General features: G+C 66.6%; 13 protein-coding genes. 3 read left to right on the top strand and 10 right to left on the bottom strand.

The genetic code is table 11. From position 1 onward, the window contains the following. Positions 1-4 precede the first annotated feature (4 nt). Genes ACQI5H_RS11310 through ACQI5H_RS11295 form a run of 4 tightly spaced genes read right to left on the bottom strand, consistent with a single transcriptional unit; the run spans position 5 to position 4137 of the window. Positions 5-772 carry an enoyl-CoA hydratase/isomerase family protein gene (locus tag ACQI5H_RS11310; RefSeq protein WP_427079465.1) on the bottom strand — a complete coding sequence of 256 codons (768 nt, stop codon included), beginning with the start codon at positions 770-772 and terminating at the stop codon, positions 5-7. After that, a complete protein-coding gene (locus ACQI5H_RS11305) occupies positions 773-1861 on the bottom strand; it encodes an acyl-CoA dehydrogenase family protein (protein WP_427079464.1) in 1089 nt (362 codons plus the stop codon). Continuing rightward, on the bottom strand, positions 1848-2753 hold the full coding sequence (locus tag ACQI5H_RS11300; protein ID WP_427079463.1) for an acyl-CoA dehydrogenase family protein: 906 nt from the start codon (positions 2751-2753) through the stop codon (positions 1848-1850). The genes ACQI5H_RS11305 and ACQI5H_RS11300 overlap by 14 nt, the downstream gene beginning before the upstream one ends. Then, positions 2731-4137 carry a class I adenylate-forming enzyme family protein gene (locus tag ACQI5H_RS11295; protein WP_427079462.1) on the bottom strand — a complete coding sequence of 469 codons (1407 nt, stop codon included), beginning with the start codon at positions 4135-4137 and terminating at the stop codon, positions 2731-2733. Before ACQI5H_RS11295 ends, ACQI5H_RS11300 begins: the two co-directional genes overlap by 23 nt. Before the next feature lie 100 nt (positions 4138-4237). On the opposite strand from ACQI5H_RS11295, the gene ACQI5H_RS11290 reads away from it, so the two are divergent. Beyond that, positions 4238-4570 (top strand): 2Fe-2S iron-sulfur cluster-binding protein, encoded by a 333-nt coding sequence (locus ACQI5H_RS11290; protein WP_427079461.1) that lies wholly within the window; start codon positions 4238-4240, stop codon positions 4568-4570. 20 nt (positions 4571-4590) lie between these two features. Then, positions 4591-4893 carry a hypothetical protein gene (locus tag ACQI5H_RS11285; protein WP_427079460.1) on the top strand — a complete coding sequence of 101 codons (303 nt, stop codon included), beginning with the start codon at positions 4591-4593 and terminating at the stop codon, positions 4891-4893. A 70-nt stretch (positions 4894-4963) separates the two neighbouring features. On the opposite strand, the gene ACQI5H_RS11280 is transcribed toward ACQI5H_RS11285, so the two are convergent. The 4 genes from ACQI5H_RS11280 to ACQI5H_RS11265 are packed head-to-tail and all read right to left on the bottom strand — an operon-like array spanning position 4964 to position 8951. Then, the gene (locus tag ACQI5H_RS11280) at positions 4964-5998 is read right to left on the bottom strand and encodes a CaiB/BaiF CoA transferase family protein (RefSeq protein ID WP_427079459.1); all 1035 of its coding nucleotides are present in this window, start codon (positions 5996-5998) and stop codon (positions 4964-4966) included. Further along, a complete protein-coding gene (locus ACQI5H_RS11275) occupies positions 5995-6951 on the bottom strand; it encodes an LLM class F420-dependent oxidoreductase (RefSeq protein ID WP_427079458.1) in 957 nt (318 codons plus the stop codon). The genes ACQI5H_RS11280 and ACQI5H_RS11275 overlap by 4 nt, the downstream gene beginning before the upstream one ends. Next, positions 6936-7373: a cobalamin-dependent protein gene (locus ACQI5H_RS11270; RefSeq protein WP_427079457.1), complete on the bottom strand. Its 438-nt coding sequence runs from the start codon at positions 7371-7373 to the stop codon at positions 6936-6938. The genes ACQI5H_RS11275 and ACQI5H_RS11270 overlap by 16 nt, the downstream gene beginning before the upstream one ends. Further along, entirely contained in the window at positions 7374-8951 is a 1578-nt protein-coding gene (locus ACQI5H_RS11265) for a methylmalonyl-CoA mutase family protein (RefSeq protein WP_427079456.1), read from the bottom strand. A 152-nt stretch (positions 8952-9103) separates the two neighbouring features. On the opposite strand from ACQI5H_RS11265, the gene ACQI5H_RS11260 reads away from it, so the two are divergent. Further along, positions 9104-10636, top strand: coding sequence for an amidase (locus ACQI5H_RS11260; RefSeq protein WP_427079589.1), 1533 nt, complete (start codon positions 9104-9106; stop codon positions 10634-10636). 3 nt (positions 10637-10639) lie between these two features. On the opposite strand, the gene ACQI5H_RS11255 is transcribed toward ACQI5H_RS11260, so the two are convergent. Further along, on the bottom strand, positions 10640-11449 hold the full coding sequence (locus ACQI5H_RS11255; RefSeq protein ID WP_427079455.1) for a class I SAM-dependent methyltransferase: 810 nt from the start codon (positions 11447-11449) through the stop codon (positions 10640-10642). 60 nt (positions 11450-11509) lie between these two features. Beyond that, positions 11510-12199, bottom strand: a complete 690-nt coding sequence (locus ACQI5H_RS11250) for a M15 family metallopeptidase (RefSeq protein ID WP_427079588.1) — start codon at positions 12197-12199, stop codon at positions 11510-11512. Between the last annotated feature and the right edge of the window lie 29 nt (positions 12200-12228).

The raw sequence follows: 12228 nt of genomic DNA, 5'->3' as shown, positions 1-12228 counted from the left end.
GGCCTCAGTTTTTGCCCGCCGCCAGCTTGGTGACGATCGACCGGAAGTCCTCGGTTTGGAACGACTGGCTTTCTGCCGACAGCGCATAGTCCAGACTGGCCAGTACGGCGCGCTCAAGATGGATGTTGAGCACGCGCTTGGTGCTCTCCACCGCCTGCTGGGGCAGCTCCAAAATCTTTTTGGCGCAACCGATTGCCTCCGCGACGGGATCGGCCGCCACATGGTTGGCCAAACCGAGTTCGACGGCGCGCTGCGCGCTGATGCGGGTGCCGGTCAGTGCGTACTCCTTGGCCAGCAGCAGGCTGATGTGCAGCGGCCAGGTCAGCGGTCCCCCGTCGGCCGCCACCAGTCCGACCTGCACATGAGGGTCGGCGAGGTAGGCATCTTCGGCGATGTAGACGATGTCACTCAACGCGACCAGGCTGCAGCCGAGTCCGACAGCCGGGCCATTTACGGCCGCCACCACGGGGATTCGGCACCGCGCCATGCCCAGCACGATCTCGCGCCCGTCCCGGATGGTCTTGGCGCGCAGCTCGGCATCCCCCGACAGTTCCTTGAGATACGAGAAATCGCCGCCGGCCGAAAACGCCCTGCCGGCCCCGGTGATCACCGCCGCGCGGGCCGAGGGGTCGTCGGTCAATCGTTGCCACAGCCGCGCGAGCCCGACGTGCAGGTTGTCGTTGACCGAGTTGAGGGACTCCGGCCGGTTCAGGGTGATGATCCGCAACGCGCCTTCGGCGCGGACATCGATTTCGGCAGGCATGTCGTACATTCAGACTCCCAATCCCAAGATTCGCGAAGCGATGATGTTCTTCTGTATCTGTGAAGTCCCACCCATGACGCTCTGCGCACGGCTGTACAAATAGGCGCCGAGCAGATCGGGATCCCGGGTCCCGGTGACGGCCAGTGCCGCATGGCCGACGGATTGCTCGACCCAGGTCATCAGCAGCTTGTCGAGCGAGCCTTCGGGCCCGTGCGACACCCCGTCCAGCTGTTCGGACAGTCGCCGCCGGACGTGGTGGGTCAGCATTTCCGACTGGACGGCCGCCCACGTCAACTCGTCGGATATCGGACCGTCGTTGCGCGCCAACAGCTCTCGGACAAGCTTGCCGTATCTGGCCGCATAGCCCAGCGTGGAAGGTTCGCGCTCGTGCCCGACGACGGTCATGGCCACGGCCCAACCGTCACCGGGAGCGCCGACCATCCGATCCGCCGGCACGGTCGCGCCGTCGAAGAACACCTGACCGAATTCGTTGGTGACCCCGTTCATCATGCGCAGCGGGCGCTGTTGCACGCCCGGTTGTTTCATGGCGATGACGAACGCCGAAAGGCCCCGGTGTCGCTTAGCCTCGGGCTCGGTGCGGGCCAACAACAGGCACCAGTCCGCGACGTCGGAGTAGCTCGTCCAGATCTTGTGTCCATGCACCACATAGTTGTCGCCCTCGCGAGTGGCGGTGGTGGTCAGCGAGGCCAGATCCGAACCGGCACCGGGCTCGCTGAAACCCTGACACCAACGCTCGGTGCCACTGATGATGCCCGGCAGGAAGCGCTTGCGTAGTTCGTCGCTGCCGTGCCTGCCGATGCCGTGGACCAGGTAACCCACGCTGGGGCGCGGCGGAGCGCCGGCGCGCACCAGTTCTTCGTCGACAATCACGTCATAAACCGGAGGCAGGTCTTGCCCGCCGTAGTCGCGCGGCCAGGACAGGCCGAAAAAACCGTTGTCGTACAAGGCCCGATGCCAATCGGCCATGCGCTCCCAATACTCGTCACCCGAGCCGGAAAACTCCTTGGCGTGCACCGAAAGCCACGCTCGCAGCCGCTCGCGGAATGCGGCCTCCTGAGCTGAATCACGAAAGTCCAAGATCGATCTCCTTCAGCATTACCGGCCACAACTCGGTCGATGTCAGCGCGCGCCGCAGGTAGACATGCACCACGCACTCCCACGTATTGCCAATGCCGCCATGCACCTGCACGGCGGTCTCACAGACCGTTCGGGCGGCGCGCGCACAGTAGACCTTCGCAACCTGGGCGGCTCGAATGGCCTCGGCGGGCGTCAGTTCGTCAACCGCCCAGGCGGCATGGCGCAACACGCTGACCGAACCTTCGATCAGCGCAAGGCTTTCGGCCAACATGTGGGCGATCGCCTGGTAGGAGCCGATCGCCTTGCCGTACTGTTCGCGGATTTTCGCGTAGTCGACCGCGACGGCCTGAGCGCCCCGGGCGATCCCCACCAGGTCCGCCGTCGTGGTCACCAACGCGAGCGCCCGCCATCGCGTCGCGACGTCCGCGGATACCTCGCCGAGAACCGCCGGCGATCCCACCGCGGCGGCTTCGGTCCGGGTCAAATCGGCGGCGGTCCGGACGTCGGCCACATCCGTCGCCAAAACCGTGGTACCGGAAAGGAACAGGGCTCGTCGGGCGCCGCGCGCGTCGATCGCCCGGTTATAGACAGCGATGGTCGCGCCAGTGGCGTCGGCATCGATATGGCGGGCGAGATCGTCGGCCAGCACCGGACCCAGAAACGGTGCGTCGACCAGTCGGCGCCCGAATTCCTCGGCGACGATGGCCACCTCGACGCCGGTTGCCCCGTCGGAGCGCAGCGATCGCCAACCCGTCGTCGTAACCTGCTTGTCCAGACGCGCAATTCGCTCATCGTCGGCTAGGTCGTTGACGGTTGCGGGCCCCAGATCGTCGGCCAGCTTGGCGGCGGCGTCGCGCAGCTGCTGCTGTTCAGCTGTCAGACGTACATCCATAGCGCTCCTTCAAGACTCGGCGCAGCACCTTGCCCGAGGGCAGGCGAGGGATATCGGGCACGAACACGATCCGGTTCAGATGTTTGTAGGAGGCCAGCTTCTCATCCACTCTGGCGATCAGGTCCGCGGCGTCAACCCGTGCATGCACCGCGACGGCGGCGACAACCGCCTCGCCGTTGACCCCGTCGGGAACCCCGAACACCGCGCAATCTTTGACGGCCGGATGGCCGTGCAGCACCGTCTCGATTTCGGCCGGCGCCACCTGAAAGCCGCGCACCTTGATCATTTCTTTGAGGCGGTCGGTGATCCGCAGCCAACCGTCGGCGTCGAGCCAGCCCACATCCCCGGTCCGGTACCAGCCGTCGCACATCGCCTCGTCGGTCGCCTCGGCCGGCAGGTAGCCGGCCATCAGCGACGTCGACCGCGCCTGGATCTCACCGACCTCCCCCGGGCCGACGGGTTGGCCGGTCTCGAGCGAGACCATGCGCAGGTCCACACCGGGCACAGGGTGGCCGACCGCGTCCAGTCGGGCTCCGTCGAGCGGATTGCACGCGATGACCGGCAGTTCCGTGGTGCCGTACGCGGGCACCCAACCGACGCCGGTACGTCGGGTCACGGTCTCGGCGATGTCGGCGCTGACCGGCGTCGCACCCCACATGATGAAGCGCAGCGACGATAGGTCGTAGGACTCGAGGTCTGGGTGCGAGGCGATGGCCAGCGCGATCGGGGCGACCGCCATTTCGATTGTGATGCGGTCGTTTTCGATGTGACGCAGGATCTGGTCGATGTCAAAGCGGCGATGCAGCCGCGTCCACGCGCGCATCTGCAGCGCCGTCAGGATGTTGAGCAGGCCGAGGATATGTGAAGGGGGCGTGGCGATTTGAATGCGGTCACGCCGTGTCAGCTGCAGTGCGTCGCGCCAGTGCTGCACGGCCACACTCAAAGACGTGTGAGTGTGCCGGACCGCCTTCGGCAGTCCGGTGGTACCCGAACTGAAGGCAAGCACCGCGTCGCCGTCTGGCGGCAGCGAACACGAGGACGTCGGTTCTGCGGGCGTGATCGGTTCGTCAAGGTGCAACATCGGCATCAAACCGGCAAGCACGGGATGGTCCCCGACGGCGTGGTCCGGGTTGGTCAGCGCCAGGGCGTGGTCGACTTCCTGGCGCTTCCACGCCGGGCTGAGCAGCACCGCGCCGGCACCAAGCCGCCAGATCGCAAGCAGGGCGGCGACGAATTCCGGCCGATTGGACGCCATGAGCGCAACCCGCTGACCCGCGGCGACATTGCTGGTGGCCAGGGCCCGGGCCAGCCCGTTGGCCAGCGCATCGAGCTGGGGCAGGGTGAATCGCCGTTCCTCGAACACGAGCGCGGCCGGCTCGGTCACGTCTCGTTCCTCCAGCTGTCCAGGCGACTTGAGAAGATACTATCGCTTAGGGAGAATAATATTCTCTATACTGAAGAATGCAAATATGGGGAGGGCGGCCATGGTGACGGCCCGCATCATCGAGGAGACCGTGTCAGATCCCGATTCAAACGGCGCCGAGGCCGGCACGGTGACGATCTATCTCGATCGTAAGAAGGTGTCGGTACCGCTGGTCCCGGGCGAGACGCTGCTGGAAACCGCGCGCCGGGCCGGCCTGGAACCGCCTTTCAGCTGCGAGGCCGGCAACTGCGGCACCTGCATGGCCAAGCTCGAGGGGGGCCGCGCGACCATGCGGGTCAACGACGCTCTCGAAGAAGACGAAGTGGCCGAGGGTTACATTCTGACGTGCCAGGGCGTGCCCGACACGGACTCGATCACGGTGCGCTACGAGTAGTCACAGGAGAGGCGGCGACGATGGCCAAGGGGATCATGTACGTCGAGAGTCGGCCCAGTTCGCCCGATCGCGAGCAGGAGTACAACACCTGGTACGACGAAGTGCACATCCCCGAACTGCTGGCACTCGACGGAATTGTCGCGGCACGCCGGCTGCGTCCCGTTGACGGGCAGGGCCCGTATGTCGCCATCTACGAACTTGAGGGCGACGACCTGCAGGCGATCATGGACAACATGGTCGCCAACGCCGGTCAGCTACACATGTCTGATGCCTTGCTGTTAGATCCGGCCCCGATCCCGCGAGTGCTTGAGTACCTTTCCTAGCCGGTGTCGAACGTGACGGTGCAGTCACGCTGGAGGCCGAATGTGACTGCACCGTCACGTTCGGGCGAAGTTATCCGTCGCCCAGCTCCGGGGGCGGGCGGTACTCGGGTTGGTAGCCCGCGACGTTGATCGGGCTCCCGACGAGGCGGAAATCGCCTGCGGTCACAACGACTTCCGGGGTCGCTTCGAGTGCTTCGGGAAGCGTCCTGACGGCCGCGGCCGGAACCCCGAGGCGGCGCAGCCGCCGTTCCCAGCCGGCCGCGGAGTCGGTCGCCAGCATCGCCGTGACGACGGCCAGCACCTCATCGCGGCGGGCCACCCGTTCGGCCATGGTTTCGAAACCGCCGATACCCGCCTCGGCAGCGAAGGATTTCCAGAAGCCGTCGTGGGTGATGAACAGCGCCAGATACCCGTCTGACGTCGGAAAAAGCTGAGCCGGAACGTAATACGAGTGGGCCCCGTGCGGCCTTCGCTGTGGCTCGACGCCGTCGTTGAGATAGGCGGAGGCGTGATAGTTGAGCTGCGACAGCATCACGTCGCGCAGCGACACGTCCACTTGCCCGCCGGTGCCGGAGATGATCTTGGCCAGCAGCCCCAACGCCGCACACATTCCGGTCGAGTTGTCGGCCGACGAATACCCCGGCAGGGTCGGCGGGCCGTCGGGATCGCCGGTCAGGGCGGCGGTGCCGACACCCGCCTGAACGACATAGTCGAACGCCGGGTCGTCGCCACCGTGCAGGCCGAAGCCGGTGATCGCCACGCAGACGATCCGCTCGTTGTGCCGCCGCAGGTGCTCGTACGTGAGGCCCAACCTGCGGATGGCCGACGGTTTCAGGTTCACCAGCAGGGCGTGCGACTGCGACACGAGTTCACCCAAGTGTTGCTGTCCCGCTTCGGAATTCAGGTCCAAGGAGAGGCTGGACTTGTTGCGGTTCAGGCTGGCGAAGTAGCTGGGCCCGACGCCGCGGGAGATCTCGCCGCCGCTCGGTTCGATCTTGGTGACTTCGGCGCCGAGGTCGGCGAGCAGCATGGTGGCATAGGGACCGGCGAGCATGGTGCCGACTTCGAGAATCCGAATCCCCGCCAGCGGCCCGCTGGCCGTCACCGCAACTCCGTTGCCAGCGTGGCGATCACCTCGCGGGTGCGGCGTTTGGAGGCGACGAGCTCGTCCCGGTTCTCGCCGATCGGCAACAACCGCACCGACAGGTCGGTCACGCCTGCGTCGGCGAATCGCCGCATTCGCGCCAGGATGGCAGTCTCGTCGCCGGCCGCACATAGATCGCCGACATCGCGCGCATCACCGCGTTCGAGCAGGCGCTGGTAGTTAGGCGACACTTCGGCCTCGCCCAGGATGCGGTTGGCCCGTTCCTTGGCCTCGTCGACTTGCGCAGGCGGACACAGGCATACGGGGATACCCGCGACGATCCTCGGAGCGTTTCGCCCGGCGTCCGCGGCGGCCTTGGTGATCTTGGGCGCGATGTGATCACCGATCGCGCGTTCGTCGGCCATCCACAACACGGTGCCGTCGGCGAGTTCACCGGCAAGCTGCAGCATCACCGGCCCCAGCGCGGCGACCAGGACGGGCATCGGGGTATCGGCCCCGATCGCCATCGGATTGTGCACCGCGAACGAATCATTCTCGACGTCAACAGAACCCGGCCCGGCAATCGCGGCGTTGAGCACCTGCAAGTAGTCGCGGGTGTAGGCGGCCGGCTTCTCGTAGGGCAAGCCGAGCATGTCTCGGATGATCCAGTGGTGCGACGGTCCGACTCCCAGCGCCAGCCGGCCGCCGGTCACCGCGTGCGTCGAAAGCGCTTGGCGGGCAAGGGCGACCGGATGCTGGGCCTGCAACGGCACCACCGCGGTACCCAGCTCGATGCGCGAGCTGTGCGCGGCCATCAGCGACACCATGGTCAGGCAGTCGAAGTCGTCGGGCACCTGCGGCATCCACGCAGTGTCCAGGCTCGCGGATTCGGCCCATTCGATATCGGAGGCCAGCTTGCCCACCTTGCGGGCCATATCGCCACGCTCGGCGCCGATCATTACTCCGATGCGCACGGTTCCTCCGGGGCTGTTTGCAAGGCGGGCTGCGGTGTTCCGGTCAGCGCGCGGATCTCGCGCACCAGCGTGTCGAGCGGTGTCCCAGTGGGGAATACCGCTGCGGCGCCGGCCGAGAGCAGCTTGGGTACGTCGGCGTGCGGAATGGTTCCACCGACGACGACGGCGATGTCGGCGGCATCGGCGGCGCGCAACGCCTCGACGGTGCGTGTGGTCAGCGCCAGGTGCGCACCGGACAGGATGCTCAGGCCCACGACGGCGACGTCCTCCTGGACGGCGATCGAGGCAATGTCTTCGATGCGCTGCCGGATGCCGGTGTAGATGACCTCGAAGCCGGCGTCGCGCAGCGTGCGGGCGACGATCTTGGCTCCTCGGTCGTGCCCGTCGAGGCCAGGTTTGGCAACGAGAATCCGAACGGCCATCTAGAACACCACCGGTTGCTGGAATTCGCCCCATACCGCTTTGAGCGCGGAGACCATCTCGCCGACCGTGCAGTAGGCGTTGGCGCAGTCGACTAGCTTGTGCATCAGGTTGTCGGTTCCTTCGGCGGCGTGCGACAGGGCCGCGAGGCTGGATTTCACTGCGGCCGAGTCCCTTTCGGCCTTGACCTTGGAGAGCCGCTTCAGCTGCAGGTCGCGGCCCTCGGCGTCGAGCTCGTAGGTGACGACATCGTGTTCTGGCTCCTCGGTCACGAAGCGGTTGACCCCGACGACGGGTCGGGTGCCGGCCTCGATGTCCTGGTGCACGCGGAAGGCTTCGTCGGCGATCAGGCCCTGCAGGTAGCCGTCCTCGATGGCATGGACCATACCGCCGTGCCGCTCGAGGTCGTCCATGATCTCGATGATGCGGGCTTCGGTGGAGTCGGTGAGCGCCTCGACGAAGTACGAGCCGCCGAGCGGGTCGGCGACGCTGGCGACGCCGGTTTCGTGCGCGAGAATCTGTTGGGTGCGCAGCGCCAGCGTGGTGGTTTCCTCGGTGGGTAAGGCGAACGGTTCGTCCCAGGCCGCGGTGAACATCGACTGGACGCCGCCCAGCACCGCCGCCATCGCCTCGTAGGCCACCCGGACGATGTTGTTGTGGGCCTGCGGGGCGTACAGCGACGCGCCGCCACAGACGCAGCCGAAGCGGAACATCGACGCCTTCTCCGTCGTCGCTCCGTAGCGCTCCCGCACGATCGTCGCCCAACGGCGCCGCCCCGCACGGTATTTGGCGATCTCTTCGAAGAAGTCCCCATGAGTGTAGAAGAAGAACGAGATCTGCGGCGCGAACTGGTCGATGGTCATCCGGCCGCGCTGCACCACGGTGTCGCAGTAGGTCACCCCGTCGGCCAGGGTGAATGCCATCTCCTGCACCGCATTGGCCCCGGCGTCGCGGAAGTGCGCCCCGGCCACCGAGATCGCGTTGAATCTGGGGACCTCCGCGGCGCAGAACTCGATGGTGTCGGCGATCAGCCGCAGCGACGGCTCCGGCGGCCAGATCCACGTTCCGCGGGACGCGTACTCCTTGAGGATGTCGTTCTGGATGGTCCCGGTGAGCTTGGCCCGCGGTATCCCCTTTTTCTCGGCGGCGGCGACGTAGAAAGCCAACAGGATCGCGGCGGTGCCGTTGATCGTCATGCTCGTGCTGAGCTTGTCCAGCGGGATGCCGTCGAACAGGATCTCGAAGTCGGCCAGCGTGTCCACCGCGACGCCGACCCGGCCGACCTCCTCACCGAACTCGGGATCGTCGGAGTCGTATCCACACTGGGTGGGCAGATCGAGCGCCACCGACAGTCCCGTCCCGCCCTGATCCAGCAGGTAGCGGTAGCGCCGATTGGACTCCTCGGCGGTACCAAAGCCGGAGTATTGCCGAAACGTCCACAACTTGCCGCGGTACCCGGACGCGAAGTTGCCCCTCGTGAACGGAAACTCCCCGGGCGGCGGAGGTTCCGCGCTCCTATCCGCTGGCCCGTAGACGGGTTGCAGCGGGATGCCCGATGGGGTCTGAGACTCATTATCCATCGATGAATAACGTACTTGCAAAAAAAGAGAATGCCAATACCGCATGGTTGACCTGGACAAACAGTGCCTTGTGCGGCCCGTTGTCACCCGAGGATCGCCGGGTGCGCTCTAAGCTGCTGTGCGCGAGGGCCGAGACGACGACGGAGGTCGACATGACGGTTTCCAGGCCATCGGCGGCGGATATCGAGGCCGCGGCCGAACACTTCGGCTTTCACCTAGATGCCGACGCTCAGCGGGCCTATCGGGCCATCGTGGAGTACACGCTGAAGTCTTACGACATCGTCGACAAGCTGTATGACGAGTTCGCCCGCCCGCAGCTCCCCGAACGCGGCTACAAGTTCCCGACCCCTGACGCCAACCCACTGGGCGCCTGGTATGTCCGGGCGGAAATCGCGTCCGGCGCCGAGGGTCCGTTATCGGGCCGGACGGTGGCCATCAAGGACAACATCGCCGTCGCCGGCATTCCGATGATGAACGGATCACGCGCGGTGGAGGGCTTCATCCCCAGCCGCGACGCGACCGTTGTCGAGCGGCTGCTTGCCGCCGGGGCAACGATCGCGGGCAAAAGCGTCTGCGAGGACCTGTGCGCTTCGGGGTCCAGTTTCACCTCCGCCTCCGGCCCGGTGCGCAACCCGTGGGACACCACCCGCGAAACCGGCGGATCATCCAGCGGCAGCGCCGCACTCGTCGCCGCCGGTGCGGTCGATCTGGCCCTCGGCGGCGACCAGGGCGGGTCGATTCGGATCCCGGCATCGCTGTGCGGCGTTGTCGGGCACAAGCCGACGTATGGGCTTATTCCTTATACGGGGGCGTTCCCGATCGAGCGGACGCTCGATCACCTCGGTCCTATGACGCGGACGGTCGCCGACGCCGCGCTTCTGCTCACGCTTCTCGCCGGGCCCGACGGCGATGACCCGCGCCAGCCCGAGAAGATAGCAGCGGTCGACTACAGCGCAGCGCTGACCGGCGACGTGGCCGGTCTACGGGTCGGCATTGTCACCGAGGGTTTCGGGCAACCCGGCTCACGGCCGGAGGTCGAAGACCTCGTCCGGTCGGCGGCGCGGCAGTTCACCGAAATCGGCTGCACCGTAGGCGAAATCAGTGTGCCGTTGCACCGCACCGCCATTCATGTGTTCGCCGTTCTCTTCACCGACGGTGCCACCTATCAGATGTTGGGCGGCAACGGATACGGGCTCGGCGTGGAAGCACGCTACGACCCAGAGCTCATGGCGCACTTCGCAAAACAGCGAGCAGTCAACGCCGACCAACTCGCCAGCATCATCAAGGCGACGGCGCTGGGCGGACACTACGGGCTGAGCACGCTTGGGGGCGCGTCGTATGCCAAGGCGCGCAATCTGGTGCCGCACGTGCGCGCCGCCTACGATGCGGCGCTCGCGCAATACAACGTGCTGGTGATGCCGACCGTGCCCGGGACGGCAGACACGCTGCCGACGGGCAGCCCACAGGATGTCGCGCTGTTTGGACGAGCGGTCGGCAAGGCTTTCAACGTCGCACCCATCGACATCACCGGCCACCCCGCGATCTCGGTGCCCGCCGGCCAGGTCGAAGGCCTGCCCGTCGGAATGATGCTCGTGGGCAAGCGGTTTGACGACGCCACGGTTCTCAAGCTCGCCGATGCGTTCGAATCCCTCTGCGGCGGTTTTCCCGTCGCGCCCAAGGCTTAAAAATTATGCCCGGCAAAGGATTTCGCCGTGTGGGATCGCCAGCCAGCCGTCCGGTGCGGCGGCCCAGGCCCGCCACGCCGCGGAGATCTCGTCAAGCTGCACCGAAGTGGCCAGGCCCAGGTGCAACAAGTCACGCGCCACGTCGGAATGAAGTATCCGGTCCGCCCACATCCCGCCCCACCAGTCGCGGGTGGCGGCCGTCGCGTAACACCACAGGCTGCCCGTCGGCGTGACGTCGTCGAATCCCGCCTCCAGAGCCCACGACAACAGGCACCTGCCCGCATCGGGTTCGCCGCCGTTGGCACGGGCCGCGCGTTGGTAGAGGTCGCGCCAAAGATCGAGTTCCGGTAGCCGCGGGAACCAGATGAACCCCGCGTAGTCCGCGTCGCGGGCCGCCACGATTCCGCCCGGGCGGCAGACGCGGCGCATCTCGCGCAGCGCCCGCACCGGGTCGGCGACGTGCTGCAGCACCTGATGAGCGTGGATGACGTCGAATGCGTCGTCGGCAATGTCGAGGTTGTGCACGTCGGCGGTGGCAAACAAGACGTTGGACAGGTTGCGCCGCCCGACCTCAGCGCGCGCCACGTCGAGAACGTCGGCGGATTGGTCGACGGCCGTCACCGCTCCCGGGGCGACCCGGGCGGCGAGATCGGCGGTGATCGTCCCGGGCCCGCATCCAATGTCGAGCACCGACGCTCCGGGCGCCAGGTGGGGAAGCAAGTAGGCCGCCGAGTCCTCGGCGGTGCGGCGCTGGTGGCTGCGCAGCACCGATTCGTGATGGCCGTGCGTGTAGGTAGCCGAACGCTCACTCATGGCGCGAAAGCTTACGGGCATTACTCACATTATGAAACTGTCGTCTCAATATGTGAGAGGCTAGTCGACCGGAACGTTGAGGATCGGGCGGTCGACGTCGGCGCCGGGACCGTCGAAATGCCACCACTCCCCGGAGTACGGCGTCAGCCCGCCGTATTTCATGGCGTCCCGCAGCCGCGCCCGGTTGGCCTGGGCGTCGGCGCTGACCCCCTGGGTGGCGAACGCCGTTGCGCGCGGCGAGAAGTCGTCGAAGTCGGTGCCCATATCGGCCAGGCAAAGCCCGTCGGCCTGCCGTTCGGGCGGGCACTGCGATTGCACGCTGGTGAAGGTCACGTCGACCGAGCGTCCGGACTCGTGGCTGCGCGCGTACTGGCCCGGACGGGCCACCCAGGCCGGGTTGGGGACCACGTTGAACATCCTGACCTGAACATCGTGTGGCCGGTAGCAGTCCCAGAACACCATCAGGTGGCCCTGTGGACGCAGCGCCGACGCCGCCGTCGCGAGGCCCGGAGCCATGGATTGGTGCACCAGGCACCGGGCGTCGGACGGGTACAACTGGGTGCCGGTGAAATTGTTGGTGGTGGCGTAGCGCAGGTTGATTACCGCGTCGGGGACCACGGTCCGGACGTCGACGAATCCGGCCGCACGCGCCGCGTCACCGACGGGCGGCACGTCAGGGCCGGCGTGCGCCGTGGTCGCAGGGGAAACGGCGAGCAGTCCGGTGGCCAGCAGGAGCCCAGACACACGCAACGTAGGAGGCACGAAGCCATTGTCGCGCG

Origin of the sequence: Mycobacterium heidelbergense, from assembly GCF_050205645.1 — a bacterium.
GTDB lineage: Bacteria > Actinomycetota > Actinomycetes > Mycobacteriales > Mycobacteriaceae > Mycobacterium > Mycobacterium heidelbergense_A.
This window is presented reverse-complemented; position numbering and strand designations above follow the sequence as displayed.